The 15,596-nt window shown below is 63.3% G+C and carries 20 protein-coding genes; 9 read left to right on the top strand and 11 right to left on the bottom strand.

The window, feature by feature from the left end:
• Positions 1–7 precede the first annotated feature (7 nt).
• Genes ACM9ME_RS01305 through glmU form a run of 3 tightly spaced genes read right to left on the bottom strand, consistent with a single transcriptional unit; the run spans position 8 to position 1,977 of the window.
• Positions 8–373, bottom strand: coding sequence for a type II toxin-antitoxin system VapC family toxin (locus ACM9ME_RS01305; RefSeq protein ID WP_415641598.1), 366 nt, complete (start codon positions 371–373; stop codon positions 8–10).
• Entirely contained in the window at positions 340–609 is a 270-nt protein-coding gene (locus tag ACM9ME_RS01300; RefSeq protein WP_415641597.1) for a ribbon-helix-helix protein, CopG family, read from the bottom strand. Before ACM9ME_RS01300 ends, ACM9ME_RS01305 begins: the two co-directional genes overlap by 34 nt.
• A 30-nt stretch (positions 610–639) precedes the next feature.
• Positions 640–1,977: a bifunctional UDP-N-acetylglucosamine diphosphorylase/glucosamine-1-phosphate N-acetyltransferase GlmU gene (glmU, locus tag ACM9ME_RS01295; protein WP_415641596.1), complete on the bottom strand. Its 1,338-nt coding sequence runs from the start codon at positions 1,975–1,977 to the stop codon at positions 640–642.
• Between the two features lie 45 nt (positions 1,978–2,022).
• Between glmU and ACM9ME_RS01290 the strand changes: the two genes are divergently transcribed.
• The 6 genes from ACM9ME_RS01290 to ACM9ME_RS01265 all read left to right on the top strand — a co-directional run bounded on the left by ACM9ME_RS01290 (position 2,023) and on the right by ACM9ME_RS01265 (position 6,594).
• Complete coding sequence (locus ACM9ME_RS01290) at positions 2,023–2,694, top strand: HAD-IA family hydrolase (protein WP_415641595.1); 672 nt, start codon at positions 2,023–2,025, stop codon at positions 2,692–2,694.
• Positions 2,691–3,674, top strand: coding sequence for an ATP-binding protein (locus tag ACM9ME_RS01285; RefSeq protein WP_415641594.1), 984 nt, complete (start codon positions 2,691–2,693; stop codon positions 3,672–3,674). The genes ACM9ME_RS01290 and ACM9ME_RS01285 overlap by 4 nt, the downstream gene beginning before the upstream one ends.
• Before the next feature lie 46 nt (positions 3,675–3,720).
• Entirely contained in the window at positions 3,721–4,416 is a 696-nt protein-coding gene (gene phoU / locus ACM9ME_RS01280; protein ID WP_415641593.1) for a phosphate signaling complex protein PhoU, read from the top strand.
• Positions 4,413–5,111 carry a phosphate regulon transcriptional regulator PhoB gene (gene phoB / locus ACM9ME_RS01275; RefSeq protein ID WP_415641592.1) on the top strand — a complete coding sequence of 233 codons (699 nt, stop codon included), beginning with the start codon at positions 4,413–4,415 and terminating at the stop codon, positions 5,109–5,111. Before phoU ends, phoB begins: the two co-directional genes overlap by 4 nt.
• 105 nt (positions 5,112–5,216) lie before the next feature.
• Complete coding sequence (locus tag ACM9ME_RS01270; RefSeq protein ID WP_415641591.1) at positions 5,217–5,591, top strand: hypothetical protein; 375 nt, start codon at positions 5,217–5,219, stop codon at positions 5,589–5,591.
• A 73-nt stretch (positions 5,592–5,664) separates the two neighbouring features.
• The gene (locus tag ACM9ME_RS01265; protein WP_415641590.1) at positions 5,665–6,594 is read left to right on the top strand and encodes an SDR family NAD(P)-dependent oxidoreductase; all 930 of its coding nucleotides are present in this window, start codon (positions 5,665–5,667) and stop codon (positions 6,592–6,594) included.
• Here the strand turns inward: ACM9ME_RS01265 and ACM9ME_RS01260 are convergent, their stop codons facing one another.
• Positions 6,595–7,227, bottom strand: coding sequence for a response regulator (locus ACM9ME_RS01260; RefSeq protein WP_415641589.1), 633 nt, complete (start codon positions 7,225–7,227; stop codon positions 6,595–6,597). It abuts the gene before it with no gap.
• Positions 7,224–8,894 carry a sensor histidine kinase gene (locus ACM9ME_RS01255; protein ID WP_415641588.1) on the bottom strand — a complete coding sequence of 557 codons (1,671 nt, stop codon included), beginning with the start codon at positions 8,892–8,894 and terminating at the stop codon, positions 7,224–7,226. The genes ACM9ME_RS01260 and ACM9ME_RS01255 overlap by 4 nt, the downstream gene beginning before the upstream one ends.
• Before the next feature lie 155 nt (positions 8,895–9,049).
• Between ACM9ME_RS01255 and ACM9ME_RS01250 the strand changes: the two genes are divergently transcribed.
• Complete coding sequence (locus ACM9ME_RS01250; protein ID WP_415641587.1) at positions 9,050–10,132, top strand: hypothetical protein; 1,083 nt, start codon at positions 9,050–9,052, stop codon at positions 10,130–10,132.
• Here the strand turns inward: ACM9ME_RS01250 and ACM9ME_RS01245 are convergent.
• Positions 10,129–10,464: a DUF2794 domain-containing protein gene (locus ACM9ME_RS01245; protein WP_415641586.1), complete on the bottom strand. Its 336-nt coding sequence runs from the start codon at positions 10,462–10,464 to the stop codon at positions 10,129–10,131. The two genes, ACM9ME_RS01250 and ACM9ME_RS01245, sit on opposite strands and share 4 nt — an antisense overlap.
• Positions 10,464–11,129, bottom strand: a complete 666-nt coding sequence (gene epsC, locus ACM9ME_RS01240; protein ID WP_415641585.1) for a serine O-acetyltransferase EpsC — start codon at positions 11,127–11,129, stop codon at positions 10,464–10,466. Before epsC ends, ACM9ME_RS01245 begins: the two co-directional genes overlap by 1 nt.
• A 44-nt stretch (positions 11,130–11,173) precedes the next feature.
• Between epsC and ACM9ME_RS01235 the strand changes: the two genes are divergently transcribed.
• Positions 11,174–11,956, top strand: coding sequence for a sulfite exporter TauE/SafE family protein (locus ACM9ME_RS01235; RefSeq protein WP_415641584.1), 783 nt, complete (start codon positions 11,174–11,176; stop codon positions 11,954–11,956).
• Here the strand turns inward: ACM9ME_RS01235 and pgsA are convergent.
• A complete protein-coding gene (gene pgsA / locus ACM9ME_RS01230) occupies positions 11,953–12,513 on the bottom strand; it encodes a CDP-diacylglycerol--glycerol-3-phosphate 3-phosphatidyltransferase (protein ID WP_415641583.1) in 561 nt (186 codons plus the stop codon). The genes ACM9ME_RS01235 and pgsA overlap by 4 nt on opposite strands.
• 79 nt (positions 12,514–12,592) lie before the next feature.
• Here pgsA and ACM9ME_RS01225 point away from each other — a divergent pair, with 79 nt between their 5' ends.
• On the top strand, positions 12,593–13,885 hold the full coding sequence (locus ACM9ME_RS01225) for an MFS transporter (protein ID WP_415641754.1): 1,293 nt from the start codon (positions 12,593–12,595) through the stop codon (positions 13,883–13,885).
• Here the strand turns inward: ACM9ME_RS01225 and ACM9ME_RS01220 are convergent.
• From ACM9ME_RS01220 to ACM9ME_RS01210, 3 genes are all read right to left on the bottom strand, one after another.
• Positions 13,867–14,034 (bottom strand): hypothetical protein, encoded by a 168-nt coding sequence (locus tag ACM9ME_RS01220; RefSeq protein WP_415641582.1) that lies wholly within the window; start codon positions 14,032–14,034, stop codon positions 13,867–13,869. The genes ACM9ME_RS01225 and ACM9ME_RS01220 overlap by 19 nt on opposite strands.
• Positions 14,035–14,124: 90 nt before the next feature.
• A complete protein-coding gene (locus ACM9ME_RS01215; protein ID WP_415641581.1) occupies positions 14,125–15,327 on the bottom strand; it encodes an acetyl-CoA C-acetyltransferase in 1,203 nt (400 codons plus the stop codon).
• On the bottom strand, positions 15,324–15,587 hold the full coding sequence (locus ACM9ME_RS01210) for a DUF1467 family protein (protein WP_415641580.1): 264 nt from the start codon (positions 15,585–15,587) through the stop codon (positions 15,324–15,326). The genes ACM9ME_RS01215 and ACM9ME_RS01210 overlap by 4 nt, the downstream gene beginning before the upstream one ends.
• Between the last annotated feature and the right edge of the window lie 9 nt (positions 15,588–15,596).

Raw genomic sequence — 15,596 nt, 5'->3', positions numbered from 1 at the left:
GCTTTCGCTAGAGAGTGTAAGGGACGCGGATGCCCGGCATGTTGGCCGGAAAGTCCTTGGTGTTGCGTGTGACGAGGATCGAATCGTTTACTTGCGCGGTAGCCAGAATGATTGCGTCGATCAGCTTCATTCGGTTGCGGTGCCGGATAGCTGCACCTGCCAAAGCGATCCGCGAATCGACTTCGATGATTTCGAAGAAACTGAGCAGACCAGCTACGTGCGTGCGGCGATCCGAAGGCTCACCTGCCAGCACTTCTGCCCAACTCAAGCGGCTGATGCGATGCCGGGTGTAGCGCGCGAGTTCGGCGCTAGCTCCCGACCGGTCGCACAGCCAATCGATCAGGATGTTGGTGTCGAAGACCGGGGCGGCCATTCAAATCCCAAATCTTGATCCTCACGCATGGCGCGTTGGTATTCGACACCATCAGGAATGTCGTCACGATTAGCCCAATATCCGGCACCGCGCGCGATCCAATCAAGATCGCCCTTATCTTGCAAATGACGCTTTACCGCCTCGCGTATCTCTGCGGCGCGCGACCGATTACCCTTGACCGCAAGATCGTCGAGCCGCCGAACGTCATCATCGGGAATATCAACCAGCGTTCGCATGATATCGCGATATCATATCGTGATATCGCGTCAACCCTTTCGATGCGCGAGCATCCGTTCTCGGAAGCGCTTTGCCCATCCGGCGAGGTTGCGCTGTTTGGGCCGGATCAGGGCCAATGCGTCGGCATCGACATCCTTGGTCACGACCCCGCCAGCGCCAACGATCGCGCCCGCGCCGATATTGACCGGCGCAACCAAGGCGCTGTTCGAGCCGATGAATGCGCCTTCGCCGATTACTGTCTGGTATTTGAAGAAACCGTCATAATTGCAGGTGATCGTGCCTGCGCCGATATTAGCCTTGGCACCGACTACGGCGTCGCCGAGATAGGTCAGATGGTTGGCCTTGGCACCTTCGCCGAGCACCGCCTTCTTGGTTTCGACGAAATTGCCGATCTTGGCATCTTTGCCGAGCACGGTGCCGGGACGCAGGCGGGCGTAGGGGCCGACTTCGCAGCTCTCGCCGACCGTTGCGCCTTTGAGGTGCGAAAAGGCACGGATGTTTGCGCCGTTGGCAATTTTGACGCCGGCGCCAAAGACGACATTCTGCTCGACCGTAACGTCGCGACCGAGTTCGGTGTCCCAACTGAACCACACGGTTTCGGGTGCGCGAAGCGATACTCCGGCAGCCATGGCGTCGGTGCGGCGACGCTGTTGCCAAGACGCATCGACTGCAGCGAGTTCGGCGCGGCTGTTGACGCCCGCGACTTCCCAAGCCTCGGCCTCGATCACTGCCGATTTGCGGCCATCCTGTGTGGCGAGCATGACGATGTCGGGAAGATAATATTCGCCCGCCGCGTTGGCATTGCCGACACGCGCAAGCAGCGGCCAAAGGTCGGCGCCGTGTGCCGCCATCAGGCCCGAGTTGCACAGGCGGACGGCGCGCTCGGCGTCGCTGGCGTCCTTATATTCGACCATTTTGAAGATGACGCCGTCCGCAGCGATGATCCGACCATAGGCACCCCCGTCATCGGGCGTGAAACCGAGCACGACGACCGCCGGTGCGTCTGGCGCATGCAGCCGCTCAATCATCGCGCGCATCGTTTCCGCGCGGACCAGCGGCACGTCACCATACAGGATCAGCACATCGCCATCGAAACCGGCAAGCGCATCCTTTGCTTGCAGAACGGCGTGACCGGTGCCTAATTGCTCCTCCTGCACCGCGATCGTCGCATCGGGCAGCGCTGCCGCAATCTGTTCGCGCCGCGCGCCCGCGACAATCACGGTACGCGCCGGGCGCAGTTCGGCGGCACTGGCCAGCAGGTGCAACAGCATCGGCCGCCCGGCGACTGGATGCAGCACTTTATGCAGGTCCGATTTCATGCGCGTGCCCTGCCCGGCGGCAAGGACGATAATGGCCAGTTCGCTCATCCCCTGCCCCTAGTCTTCGCGGGGTGAACGCGGCAAGGGCGGCGCATGGCCTTCCCGTTCCAAATCGTTGGTTTCGACCTTGATGGTACCCTGCTCGACACCTCGGGCGACCTGACTGCCGCGGTGAATGTCGCACTGGCCGAGGCGGGTCGCCAGCCCCTGACCGTCGAACAGGTCAAACCTATGATCGGCGGCGGGGCAAAGCACATGCTGATGCAGACGCTCGACGCGACCGGCGGCTGCAACGACGACGAGGCTAAACGGCTCTACAAACTCATGTTGGGCTATTATGAGACGCATCTGAGTGTGCACACACAGCCCTTTCCCGGGATGCTCGAAGCGCTGGATGCGCTCGAGGCACACGGGTGCAGGGTCGGTGTCGTCACCAACAAATTCGAATCGTTCGCGGTCCAGCTATTGCGCGATCTCAATATACTCGATCGATTTGAGACGGTGATCGGCGGCGACACTTTGGGGCGCGGCAATGCCAAGCCGTCCGCCGCGCCGATCCACGAATTGGTGTCGCGGCTGGGCGGCGGAAGCGCGGCCTTCGTCGGCGATTCGATTTACGATATGCAGGCGGCGCGCAATGCGGGCGTGCCGTCGGTCGCGGTCAGCTTCGGGTTCTTGCTGCACAGCCTGGAAGAAATGAGAGCCGATGCGGTGATCGATGGGTTCGACGAACTGGTCTCGGCGCTGGAGCGGCTTGGGGGATGAGCGACGCGCTGCTTGACGCGGTTGCCGATCCGCTAATCGTGCTGGATGGCACGCGCGTTGTTTTGGCCAATACCGCCGCGCGGACCATGTTCGGGGCGCATATCGCCAACAGCGACATTCGATTGACCTTGCGTCAGCCCGAGGCAGCGGCACTGATCGCGGCGAGCGCCGATGGGCTGGTCGAATTTTCCGGGCCGGGCGGCGCGGACCAGCGGCTGGAAATGCGGATCAGCGCGACGATCGACGGTCGTCGCGTCGTTCAGATCGTCGATCGCAGCGCACGGCATCTGGCCGATCGCCTACGTACAGATTTCGTGGCCAATGCCAGCCACGAACTGCGCACGCCCTTGGCGGCGATCCGGGGCTTCATCGAGACTCTGGAAGACGATCATGCCGGCGGCGATCCCGCTATCCGCGCGCGTTTCCTCAAAATCATGGGCGACGAAGCGCAGCGCATGGAGCGCCTGATCGAAGAACTGCTGTCGCTCAGCCGGATCGAGGCGGATCGGTTCATCCTGCCCGATGCGCAGATCGCGCTGGCCGACTTGATTGCCGATGTTGCCGCCGAAACCGTCAGCCAAGATGGCCGATCGTTCGCGGCCCTCAATCTCGCAATCGAATCGGAGCCGACAGTGCGCGGCGACCGCGCGCAACTCAGCCAATTGCTGCACAATCTGATCGACAATGCCCGCCGCTATGGCGATCCCGGCAGCGCAGTCACGGTGCGCCTGTGGGTCGCGCAGGACATGGCGATGCTCAGCGTCGCGGATCAGGGGCCGGGGATCACGCCACAGCACTTGCCGCGCCTGACCGAGCGGTTCTACCGCGTCGACGATGCGCGCGGTCGTGCATCGGGCGGGACAGGATTGGGCCTCGCCATCGTCAAGCACATTGTCGACCGGCATCGCGGGCGGCTGGACATACGCAGCCAGTCGGGCGTGGGCACCACGGTAATCGTCGAGCTGCCGGTCATCCAATGACCGCTGTCATCGAACCGTCACGCATATGACGCAAAGGCTCGACACGATGGCAACCCAGATCCGCAATGAACCCCCGAGCATCGGCGGAGAGATTGGCGAGTTGCGCGTGCTGATTGCCGAAATGGGCGGGCGTGCCGAACGCGCGATCGCCGGGTCCGTCGCCGCGCTGACCCGCGGTGACGAGGTTGGTGCCGCGGCAATTGTTGCCGAAGATGCGGCGATCGACAGCATGGCGGCAAAGGTCGAACGGCTCGCAGTGGCAATCATCGGTCAAGGCGTGTTGGCTGAGCGCGACCTGCGAGATGTCGTTGCCGCGCTAAAAATGGCCGGAGTGGTCGAACGGATCGGCGACTATGCCAAGAACATCGCCAAGCGCGTCCCGCAAATCCGCAACGACCGTAAGATCGAGGCGGTCAGCGTCCTTCCGGCGATGGCGGAGGCGGCGATGGCCATGGTCCGCGACGCGCTGGACTCTTTTGCCGCGCGCGATCCGGTCAAGGCGGCGGCGGTAACGCGGCGCGACCGACAGGTCGACGATTTCTACGACTCCATTTTCCGCGCGCTGGTCACGCACATGATGGAGAACCCGCCAACGATCGGTGCGGCGGCGCAGTTGCTGTTCGTCGCGAAAAACCTCGAACGCATCGGGGACCAGGCGACCAACATCGCCGAGATGGTCTATTTCGCCGCCACCGGCGAACAACTGGCCGAGCGTGAACGCGGCGCAGGTGAAATCGGGTGAGCGTTCCCGCCGTCCTGCTGGTCGAGGACGACGCGTCACTGGCGGAATTGCTGGTGTATCATCTCGAACGCGCGGGCCATAAGGTGACACATACGGCCGATGGTGAGGAAGCCTTGCTGCTGGCACGCGAGCATACGCCCGATCTGGTGCTGCTCGATTGGATGATCCCCAATTTGTCGGGGATCGAAGTGTGCCGTCAACTGCGCCGGAACCAGACGACTGCCAACGTGCCGATCATCATGCTGACCGCGCGTGGTGAGGAAGACGACCGCGTACGAGGGCTGGAAACCGGCGCAGACGATTATATCACCAAGCCGTTTTCGCCACGCGAACTGGTCGCGCGCGTCGGCGCGGTGCTGCGACGCGTGCGTCCGGCATTGGCGGGCGAGCTGCTGCGATACGCGGATATCGAGATGGATACGGCGGCGCACAAGGTGCGGCGCGGCGGTCAGTCGGTGACGCTGGGGCCGACCGAATTCCGCTTGTTGCGGCATCTGCTCGAACACCCCGGCATGGTGTTTTCGCGCGAACGGCTGCTCGACGCGGTGTGGGGCCGGGACAGCGATATCGAGGCCCGCACCGTCGATGTGCACATCCGCCGCCTGCGCGTGGCGATCAACGAAGGCGGCCGCGCCGACATCGTCCGCACCGTCCGATCGGCGGGCTATGCGCTCGACGCCGAGGGTATCGCCTGAGCCGAACCGTTTCGTTTCCGCAACCAGCCGTTGCAACCGTCGCGGCACTTGCGGGTTAGACCTCCAGCACCGCAGCCCCTCCCGCGGTCCAAATGGAGACTGACGATGAAGAAAATGGCCCTGATTGCCGCACTGATGTTCGGCACCGCCGCTGTCGCCCAGACGACGAGCGGCACGATGACCGACCAGACGACGACAACCACCAGCACCACCATGCCGACGACGACAACCGATCAGACGACGCCGCCGGACAGCAGCACGACGACGACCAGTACAATGTCGGCGCCGACGACCGATTCCACGATGGCCGCCCCAACGACGGCTGCGCCGATGACCGCGCCGGCCGACAGCGGCATGGCTGCCCCTGCTGCCACGGGCGACTATCCGCGATGCACGCGCACAGTGACCGATCACTGCAAGCAGTCGAGCGCACGTGAATCCGATACGAAGGGCGGTCCGGCCAAGCACCGCCGCCGTTGACGTTCGCGTCAACCGCATGACAAGGGCGTCCGGTCATTAGGCCGGGCGCCCTTTTCATTTCACGGAGATTCGCATGACCATCAGTTTTCAGGATCGCGTTGCCATCGTCACCGGTGCAGGCGGCGGTCTGGGTCGTGCCTATGCGCTCGAACTGGCACGGCGCGGCGCGAAAGTGGTGGTCAACGATCTGGGCGCGTCGCGCGACGGCACCGGCACGTCGGACGCCGCGCAGCAGGTCGTCGATGAGATCAAGGCGGCGGGCGGCATGGCGATGGCCGACGGCAGCAGCGTCACCGAATATGACCAGATGCAAGCGATGGTCGCGCGTGCCAAATCCGAATGGGGATCGGTCGATATCCTCATCAACAATGCCGGTATTTTGCGCGACAAGACCTTTGCCAAGATGGAGCCGAGCGATTTCGAACTGGTCGTGCAAGTGCATTTGATGGGTGCCGCCAACGCGACCAAGGCGGTGTGGGAAACGATGCGCGAACAGGCCTATGGCCGCATTCTGATGACCGCGTCGTCGACCGGACTGTATGGCAATTTTGGCCAGACCAATTATGGCGCGGCCAAGCTGGCGCTCGCGGGCTTTACGAAGTCGCTTTATCTCGAGGGTGCCAAATACAACATCCGCGTCAACACGCTTGCCCCGACAGCGGGCACCCGGATGACCGAAGACCTGTTCCCGCCCGAAGCCTTCAAATTGTTCGCGCCAGAAAATGTCGTTCCCGCGGCCCTGTTCTTGGTCAGCGAAGACGCACCGTCGAACGCAATCGTCGCGGCGGGCGCGGGCGTAGTCGCGGCGGCTTATGTCACGCTGACGCCCGGCGTCGCGCTGCCGGAGGGCGAGCGCACGCCCGAAGGCGTTGCTGCGGCGTGGAGCCAGATCACATCGCGTGAAGGCGAGATCGTGCCAAACTCCGGTGCCGAACAAGGCGCAATGGCGCTCAAGGCGCTTCAGGCGAGCGGCCTGGTTACGCCCTCGGGCACGCGCGGCTGATCAGGCGCGGTCGAAACCCCGATCGCGCGCAAGGATGACCAATTCGGTGCGCGAACCGATTTCGAGTTTTTGATAAAGGTTGTGGAGGTGCATCTTCACGGTGCCCTCACTGATCCCCAGCTCGTGAGCAATCTCCTTGTTGCGGCGGCCATTCGACACCAGCCGCGCAACGTCGTTTTCGCGCGTCGTCAGTGCGGGACCGGCGGGGGGCATCGATCCCAGATGCGCAATGACTTGTTGCATCGCCGATTTGTCGAACCACGGCTCCCCCTCGATCGCGCCGCGCACCGCGCGCAATAACATGTCGCCTGCCGAGTCTTTTAGCACCAATCCATCCGCGCCAAGCCGGAATGCTTCGTCGAGCAATTCGGCATCGATCCCGGCAGTGAGCAGGACGATCAGCGTCTCCCAGCCCTCGGCCCGCGCCATGCGCAACAGGTCGACACCGCTATGACCGGGCATGTTGATGTCGAGCACCGCCACCGTCGGCTGATGCGCCTTGATCGCCTCCAGAGCGGCAGTGCCGTCATTGACCTGGGCAATGACGTCGAATTCAGTCCCGACGAACAGGCCGGCAATGCCATCGCGCATCAGCGGGTGATCGTCGGCAACGAGTACGGTGATACGCGTCATGCGGCTTCCTTACGAGGGATTATGATCCGGACCCGGGTGTCGCCGGGTGATGTTTCCAGGTCGAGCGAGCCACCCAGTGCCCGCGCGCGTTCGCGCAGGCTGCGTGGGCCGAAGCGGTCGCGCGACAATTGCTCGTCGGTCCACCGGCCCGTCTCGCTAAACCCCTTGCCGTCGTCGGCGATGCGCAGTTCGATGGCGCCGTGGAGCCGCTTAACGACCGCATCGACGCGTCGTGCCGCGCCGTGGCGGACGGCATTGGCCACCCCTTCGCGCATCAACCGGGTCAGATCGAACATCAAGCTGCCGGGGGCACGCAAATCCACAGGATCGACGCTCGCTGCAACCTCGATACCCCAATGACGGCCTAGCCGATCGGCCAGCGCGGTCAGTTCGTCGGCTATGACGACACCAGGACCGCGCGTCGGGCGCAGCGCACCAACCAGGCCGCGCAACTCGCGCTGTTCGTCGGTCAGGGCAGCGCGCAGGGTCGCAAGACGGCCGCGTCCAGTTTCCGACAAGGTTTCCTCCCGCTCCAGCGCCCCGATTTGCAAGGCGGACCCGGCAAGAAATTGCAGCACGCCGTCATGCAGGTCGCGCGCGAGGCGGACTCGTTCCTCGCCGGCCACGGCACCACGCCGTAGCTCCTGCGCACGCCAGCGTTCCATCAGTACGGATGCTTGCGCGGCGATCGTCGCTCCGACCTGAAGATCCTCCGAAGCGGGTTCTTCGTGGTCCAGCACAAACAGCCAGCCCACAAAATCCTCGACCAAGACGCGCATCACCAAGGCCCGGTCGAAATTCAGCGCGCTCCATAACGATGGATCGAGCGGAGACCGCGGGCCAGTCACCATGCGATCCTCTCGGCGATACAGCGTTCGCCCGCTGCGATCGCACAGGAACACTGCTTCTTCGGCTTGCCACCTCACGAGATCGTCGATTGCCATGCCGCTACCGAATTCGTGGCGTTCGCCCGTCTCGGTTTCGAGCCATAATTGCGGTTCGTCGCCCTCACCCCACAGAAACGCGCCGCGTTCCGCGCCAAACACCCTCAACGCGTGTGAAATGGCGACGGCGACCGGCGGATCGTCGCTCGCCGAATCGACGGCGGGGTATGACAAGCGGCTGAGTTCCGTGAGAAGGCGTTCGACGTGCCGCCCAAAGGCCCACAGCAAAGTGGCAACGACCAGCACATTGCCATTGCGAAGGGTGAACCGCAGCAACGGCAAACGCTGCGGATCCGGAAGCGCTGCGGCGGCAATGCCGGTCGGCAAATAGGCCAGCAGCACGATCCCCGTCATGATCACCGTTCCGCGCGAGCCCCATTGCACCGCGGCGGACACAATCAGAAAGATCATCGGCGTGAAGAACGGCGTGTCGGCACCGCCGCTCGTCGAATACAGCAGCGCGACAGCAACCGCGAGATCGATCGCCTGGAACACGATTGGCAGGGTGAGTACGCGAATGGCAAAGGCGCGCAGGTAGAGCAGCGCCAGAATGATCAGCGCATAGGCCAGATAACCTATCACCAGGTTGCGCACCGAGGCACCAGCCATGCCCGAAACCGTCGTCAGCATCAGGAAGATCGCCAACATCACCCGGGCGAGCGCGATGACCCGCGCACTGCGCGTCGACAACAGGCTGCCCATTTCCATTGCTGCCCCCGGCACGATTTCAAGCCTCCTTATGCTGTCCCCGTATAGCGCGCATCTGATCGAAAGATCAGGGTAGCGGACATCGACACCGCTTTCGACGGAAATCGCGTGTTATGGCGTATTGCAACACTAACACACCTGTGCGATACGGTCGGTAACAGGAGGATGCGATGTACAGCGAACAGGACTTGGAAAGCGCAATAGCAGCAGGCGTTCTGACACCCTCCGCAGCACAGGCGCTCCGCGCACATGTCGAAACAACCCGCGCAGCACCGGCGGCAGATGAAGAGAGCTTCCGCCTGCTCACCGGCTTCAACGATATTTTCGTCACAATTGCCGCCGGCATCCTGCTCTTTGCCGTCGCGTGGATAGGCTACACCATCCCACCGCATCTCGAAGGGAAAGGCCCGACGCCGTTCATGGGCGCGTTCGTCGCCGCGACGGCGTGGTTGCTCGCTGAATATTTCACGCGTCAACGCCGTATGGCGCTGCCCAGCATCATTCTGCTCCTTGCCTTCACCGGCGGGGTGTTCATGACCAGCATGGTCATTGGCGGGCTGATCATCGGTGAACAGCAGTTCGGCAACAACGTCGCGCCGGTTGCCTGGCTGGGCGCGTTTTCGGCTGGTGTCGCGGGCGTTGCGACGTGGCTGCACTGGCGGCGCTTCATGGTGCCGATCACGGTGGCTGCAGGCACGGCAACCGTCGTCGGCGGTGTGATCGGGCTGATCCTCGCCAGCTTTGGCGGCACCCACCCGTCGGAAAATCTGGTAATGGCACTAGTGCTGGCCGCAGGGCTGGCGGTCTTCGCTTTCGCCATGCGCTGGGATGGCAGCGACCGTTCGCGCCAGACGCGCCGCAGCGACGTCGCTTTCTGGCTCCACCTGCTCGCCGCGCCGATGATCGCACACCCGGTGTTCCAGTTGCTCGGGATCACCCGCGGTGATTCGATCTCTCTCGGCACCGGACTGTTGGTAATCGGAATCTATGTCGGCTTCGGTATAGTCGCGCTGGCCGTCGATCGCCGCGCGTTGCTGGTCTCAGCACTGGCCTACGTACTCTACGCCTTGACCGAATTGTTCAGACAGTTTGGCGCGGTCGAACTCAACGTCGCGCTGACGGCGTTCGTCATCGGCTCGGCACTGCTGCTGCTCTCGGCCTTTTGGGGACAGGCGCGGCGCTTGGTCGTCGAGCGATTGCCCGAAACGGTGCGTCTGCGTTTGCCGCTGACCGTGCGGCCGGCCTCGACCTAACCGTCGACAAGCTTCATCAGCCGCCGTTCGATGGGGGCAAGCACCGGCGCGAGGTCGTGCCCGCGCTTGAGGATCGCTCCACCCTCGCCGATCAGCGCCCATTGCCCCTGCTTCTGGCGGAGCGACGGGCGTTTTTCGATCCGGACTTCCGGCCTTTCGGCGGCACGGCGAAACGCGCTGAACACCGCTGCGTCGCGGTCGAAACTGATGGCATAATCGCGCCAATGCCCTGCCGCGACCATCCGCCCATAAAGGCCGAGGATGCGTTCCAGTTCCAGCCGCTCGAACCCGATCTGCGCCCCCGGCTTGGGGAACGGCATGACCACTCCCATCAGGCGGACTTGGTCTTTTCGTCGAGCATCGCGGACAGCCGCGCGCGCAATTGCTCGACCTCGCATTTGAGGATTTCGAGCTGCTGCGTCGCCGGGTCGAAGCGTTCGCCGCACGGTGTGCCGTAAGGCACGAACGCCTTTTCATATTCGGTCGCTTCGACCAGCGTCGATCGCGCCGGAATGCCGACCATCGTCGCGCCTTCGGGCACGTCGCGCGTCACTACCGAATTGGCACCGATGCGCGCGCGGGGACCCACTTTGATCGGACCCAGAACCTGCGCGCCCGAACCGATGATGACGCCATGGCCGATCGTCGGGTGGCGCTTGCCGGGAATACCCGCCGCCGGGTCGGTCCCACCCAGAGTGACACACTGATAAATCGTCACGTCGTCACCGATCTCGGCCGTCTCGCCAATGACCGTAAAGCCGTGATCGATGAAGAAATTGCGCCCGATCTTTGCGCCAGGATGGATGTCGATCGCGGTCAGCATGCGGCCTATGTGATTGATCAGCCGCGCCAGCCAATACAGCTCGATCCGGTACAGCGCATGCGCGGCACGGTGGAACCCTAGCGCCCACACACCGGGATAGAGCAAGACTTCATACCGCGTCCGCGCCGCGGGATCGCGCGCCTTCACGGAATCGAGATAGCTGATCAGGCTCATCGTGAAACCATTTAAGGGACGACGGCGCGACATTCAAACCCTGCATGCGTTATGACCGGCAGATGATCGTCGATCCTGCTACGCTGGAAGCCGCCCTGCCCTATCTCGCGGTGGGTTTCGGGGCCCAGTTGATCGACGGCGCGCTAGGCATGGCATTCGGGCTGATTTCCAACACCTTGCTGGTCAGCATCCTCGGCATGCCCCCGGCGCAGGCGTCGGCGCGGGTGCATTTGGCCGAAGTGTTCACCACCGCGGCATCCGGGATCAGCCATGCGTTGCACGGCAATGTCGATTGGCGGTTGTTCAGCCGCCTGGTCGTGCCCGGCATTATCGGCGGTGTGTTCGGCGCCTATGCCTTGTCGCAGCTCGACGCCAGCATCTCCCGGCCGTTCGTTATGACGTATCTGGCGCTGACCGGATTGTATCTGTTGTGGCGCGGCTGGCGCTACACGCATGAGACGCGCCGTCCAAAAGTGGTTGCGCCGCTGGCCCTGGTCGGCGGGTTCCTCGATGCTGTGGGCGGCGGCGGCTGGGGACCGGTGGTGACGTCAAACCTGCTGCTGCAAGGCACCGATCCACGCCGCACCGTGGGGACGGTCAACACTGCGGAGTTCTTTCTGACGGTCGTCGTCTCCGCCGCATTCATCCTCAGTCTCGGATGGACGGCGTTCACCCTTGCGACGTCGGGGTTGATCGTCGGCGGCGTGCTGGCCGCACCTTTCGGGGCAATGCTGGCGCGGAGGGTTCCTGCACGGGCCCTGTTGCTGATTGTCGGCGTGGTCCTGACGCTGACCAGCGCGCTCAGCCTGTGGCGAGCGCTGGCTTAGTCCATATGCTTCAGGCCGACTCGGAGGTAGTCCCATCCGGTCAGCGCGGTCAGGACGGCGGCAATCCACAAACAGCCAAGGCTGGCGAGGTGCAGCCAATGCCATTCGGGCAACGCGCCCGCCAAGATCAGCCCGCCGAGCGATATCATCTGAAAGGTCGTCTTCCATTTAGCGAGCCAGCTGACCGGCACCGATACCCGCAGCCCGGCCAGAAATTCGCGCAGCCCCGACACCGCGATTTCGCGCAGCAATATTACCAGGGCGGCGATGATGTTCACGCCCTGGATCGCCGCCGCTTCGTGCCGCGTGCCGACCAGCATCAGGATCACCGCGGCGATCATAATCTTGTCGGCAATCGGATCGAGGAATTGACCGAGTTTGCTCACCGCCCCCTGAGCACGCGCGAGATAGCCGTCGAAATAATCGGTCACGCCCATCAGGCAGTAAAGCACGAAGCCGAGCGCATAGCCCGTTGGCCAAGGCCACCACAGCAAAGCGACGAGTACCGGCACCGTGACGATGCGCGACAGGGTGAGCAGGTTGGGAAGCGTCAGCACGACGAAGACGCTAGACCGTTTGGCGTCGCGGCGAAAGGCGACTAGGGGCGCTTCGGATGAAGGCGTCGCGCCGCGTATGATGCAGAATAGCATCCACCTCCTGCGCTCGCGGCGGTTCCTGCCGTTGTTCGCAACGCAATTTCTGGGCGCGTTCAACGACAGCTTGTACAAACAGGCGGTCGTCCTGTTCGTAACCTACCAGCTTTATTCCGACGCGGCACGCGAGGCGCAGTTCTCGGCAATCGCGCAGGCCTTGTTCATCTTGCCCTTCTTCATCCTGTCGGCGATTTCGGGGCAATTGGCCGACATCACCGACAAGGCGCGCGTGATCCGATGGGTCAAGACCGCCGAGATCGGCATAATGGCGGTGGGTGCTGCGGGGCTGATGCTGCAAAATGTCACGCTGATGCTCGCCGCAGTGCTGGGCATGGGCGTGCATTCGACCTTTTTCGGTCCGATTAAATACGCATTGCTGCCGCAACATCTGCAGCCCGATGAGGTTCTCGGCGGCACCGGATTGGTCGAGGCGGGCACCTATCTCGCGATCCTCGGCGGCACCGTCGTCGCGGGCTTCATATCGGGTGATCCGCGCGCCGTTGGCGTGGCGGTCCTGGCGCTCGCCACGCTCGGCTGGTTCAGCGGACGGCAAGTGCCCCCGGCTCCGCCCGCAAGCGAAAGCCGCGAAAAGCTCGACTGGCATTTGTTGCGCGCGTCTGCTCGGCTGGTCCGGGCGACGATGCACGTCCGCCGCCTGTTCCTGGCGATCCTGTCGATCAGCTTTTTCTGGACCATCGGCGCGGTGATCATCATCGTCTTCCCGCCGCTGGTGAAGAACGTCCTCGGCGCCAACGAAGCGGTGGCGAGCATGTTCATCGCAATTTTCTCGATCGGCATCGCCGTCGGATCGGTGGCGATCAACCGGCTGTTGAAAAGCCAGGTTTCGGCGCGCTTCGCTCCCGCTTCGGTGCTGGCGATGGCGGTGTTCGTCTTGCTGCTGCGCTACGTCGCGCTGAGTTGGGACAAGCATGGTGTGACCGAGCTGACCACGTTGGGCGGATTTCTCCATCACCCTCTCGCCGCGCTGATGATCCTCGCCTTACTTGGCGTCGCCATAGCGGGCGGGATGTTCGTCGTGCCGCTTTATGCGTTTCTCACGACCACCGTCGAAAAAACCGAAACGGCGCGCGTCGTCGCGGCCAACAACATCGTCAATTCAGGGGCGATGGTGATCGGCGCGGTGCTGGCTTACGCGCTGACAGCGCTGGGCATCGCGGCGACCGGTCAGCTGGTCCTGATTGCCGCGATGTGCGTGGTTTCCGCCGGACTGGCATGGAAACTGCATCGGGCCTGCGATCAGGACAGAAAGCCGTAAAAGGCCAGAAATCCGGCGGCAAAAGTCATTACGAACAATTGCATGTCGTTCAGCGGTTCGCGCGACAGCAAAGTGGCCTTAACCGGCATAAACCCGCGACGCAGCGGGTGCCCGGCGGATTTATAAGGCGTGATCGGATGGCGAGTCATTATGCGATGCTAACACTTTGTTAGCCACTTGGTTCGCCCAAATAAGGGTTAAAATCTGACCCGCATCGGGACGATCCTGAATGGGACGGATCAGGCGCGTTCGAACACCGCTGCGATCCCCTGCCCCCCGCCGATGCACATCGTTTCCAGGCCATAACGGCTGCCACGCCGGTGCATTTCGCCGAGCATGGTCGCGAGGATGCGGCCGCCGGTCGCGCCGATCGGATGGCCTAGGCTGATCCCCGAGCCATTTGGATTGAGGCGGTCATCGTCAGGGTCGACGCCCCAGCCCTTCAGCACCGCGAGGACTTGCGGCGCGAAGGCTTCATTGAGCTCGATCAGGTCGATGTCGCTCCAGCTCAGGCTGTTGCGGGCGAACAGGCGGTCGACGGCGGGGACCGGGCCGATGCCCATACGGCTTGGGTCACAGCCCGCAGCAGCCCAGCTGTGAAACCACGCCACAGGCTCGAGACCGAGTTCGTCGAGCTTGTCCTCGGCCACCACTAGGCATGCCGCCGCGCCGTCATTCTGCTGGCTTGCATTGCCCGCCGTGACAACCCCGCCCTCGATCGGCTTTAATTTGCCCATCGTTTCCATCGAGGCGTCGGCGCGAAAACCTTCGTCCCGCGTCATAACCATTGGATCGCCCCGCTTCTGAGGGATCGTGACGGGGACGGTTTCCGCGTCGAATTTGCCTGCATCCCATGCCGCGGCGGCGCGTCGATGCGAGCGGACGGCGTAAGCATCGGCATCCTCACGCGAAATACCGTAATCCCTGGCGAGGTTTTCGGCGGTCTCGATCATCCCGGAGATGACTCCAAAACGCTCAACCGGCTGCGACATCAACCGCCCGCGCGTCAGGCGGTCGTGCAGCGTGACATTGCCCATGCGTTTCCCATCGCGAATATCGGTCGTGTAATGCTCGACATTGGACATGCTCTCGACGCCGCCCGCCACGACCACATCCGCCGCGCCAGTCTGCACCATCATCGCCGCGTCGATCACCGCCTGCAGCCCGGACCCGCAGCGTCGGTCGAGCTGGTAACCCGCGACGCTCAACGGAAAGCCCGCAGCGAGCGCGGCCCAGCGACCGATCGCGGGTGCCTCGCCATTGCCATAGCCCTGCGCGAAGACGACGTCCTCGATCCGTTCGGGATCGACGCCCGACCGTGCGACCAATGCCTCAAGGATGATCTTGCCCAATTCGCCCGCGCTCAGGCTCGACAGCGTGCCACCGAATTTCCCAACAGGCGCACGACAGGGCGCAACGATGGCGGCACGACGAAGCGTCATGGGCTGATCCTCAAGAGCGTGTCGGTGGTGAGCCAACCGAAATGGTAATTGGCGAGAAACAGCAGAAACATCGCGCTGGCGAGGATCGTCGCGCGCATCGCGACCCGCGCGAAGCTGAAGCTATGCGGCGCGCTGTCGGCTTGCCCCGCGATCTTGGTCACGCCGGCTTCGTCGGCAGTCCGAACACCGAAGGGCAGCACCAGAAACCCGCTCATCACCCAGAACAGCGCGTAGATCGCGAGCATCGACTGGAACTTCATGGGCGCGTG

Source organism: Sphingomonas antarctica, from assembly GCF_965137005.1.
Taxonomy (GTDB): Bacteria; Pseudomonadota; Alphaproteobacteria; order Sphingomonadales; family Sphingomonadaceae; genus Sphingomonas_O; species Sphingomonas_O antarctica.
Note: the sequence above shows the minus strand (reverse complement) of the source record. Positions and strands in the feature narration are given on the sequence as shown.

Excerpts from the sequence above, each read along its gene's own strand:
- ACM9ME_RS01260 (WP_415641589.1), bottom strand. The coding sequence starts at position 7,227 with ATGACGCGTATCACCGTACTCGTTGCCGACGATCACCCGCTGATGCGC.
- epsC (WP_415641585.1), bottom strand. The coding sequence starts at position 11,129 with ATGAGCCTGATCAGCTATCTCGATTCCGTGAAGGCGCGCGATCCCGCG.
- ACM9ME_RS01250 (WP_415641587.1), top strand. The coding sequence starts at position 9,050 with ATGTACAGCGAACAGGACTTGGAAAGCGCAATAGCAGCAGGCGTTCTG.
- ACM9ME_RS01215 (WP_415641581.1), bottom strand. The coding sequence starts at position 15,327 with ATGACGCTTCGTCGTGCCGCCATCGTTGCGCCCTGTCGTGCGCCTGTT.
- ACM9ME_RS01285 (WP_415641594.1), top strand. The coding sequence starts at position 2,691 with ATGAGCGACGCGCTGCTTGACGCGGTTGCCGATCCGCTAATCGTGCTG.
- phoU (WP_415641593.1), top strand. The coding sequence starts at position 3,721 with ATGGCAACCCAGATCCGCAATGAACCCCCGAGCATCGGCGGAGAGATT.
- ACM9ME_RS01235 (WP_415641584.1), top strand. The coding sequence starts at position 11,174 with ATGCGTTATGACCGGCAGATGATCGTCGATCCTGCTACGCTGGAAGCC.
- glmU (WP_415641596.1), bottom strand. The coding sequence starts at position 1,977 with ATGAGCGAACTGGCCATTATCGTCCTTGCCGCCGGGCAGGGCACGCGC.
- ACM9ME_RS01270 (WP_415641591.1), top strand. The coding sequence starts at position 5,217 with ATGAAGAAAATGGCCCTGATTGCCGCACTGATGTTCGGCACCGCCGCT.
- ACM9ME_RS01210 (WP_415641580.1), bottom strand. The coding sequence starts at position 15,587 with ATGAAGTTCCAGTCGATGCTCGCGATCTACGCGCTGTTCTGGGTGATG.
- ACM9ME_RS01305 (WP_415641598.1), bottom strand. The coding sequence starts at position 373 with ATGGCCGCCCCGGTCTTCGACACCAACATCCTGATCGATTGGCTGTGC.
- ACM9ME_RS01245 (WP_415641586.1), bottom strand. The coding sequence starts at position 10,464 with ATGGGAGTGGTCATGCCGTTCCCCAAGCCGGGGGCGCAGATCGGGTTC.
- ACM9ME_RS01225 (WP_415641754.1), top strand. The coding sequence starts at position 12,593 with ATGCAGAATAGCATCCACCTCCTGCGCTCGCGGCGGTTCCTGCCGTTG.
- ACM9ME_RS01290 (WP_415641595.1), top strand. The coding sequence starts at position 2,023 with ATGGCCTTCCCGTTCCAAATCGTTGGTTTCGACCTTGATGGTACCCTG.
- ACM9ME_RS01265 (WP_415641590.1), top strand. The coding sequence starts at position 5,665 with ATGACCATCAGTTTTCAGGATCGCGTTGCCATCGTCACCGGTGCAGGC.
- ACM9ME_RS01220 (WP_415641582.1), bottom strand. The coding sequence starts at position 14,034 with ATGACTCGCCATCCGATCACGCCTTATAAATCCGCCGGGCACCCGCTG.
- ACM9ME_RS01300 (WP_415641597.1), bottom strand. The coding sequence starts at position 609 with ATGCGAACGCTGGTTGATATTCCCGATGATGACGTTCGGCGGCTCGAC.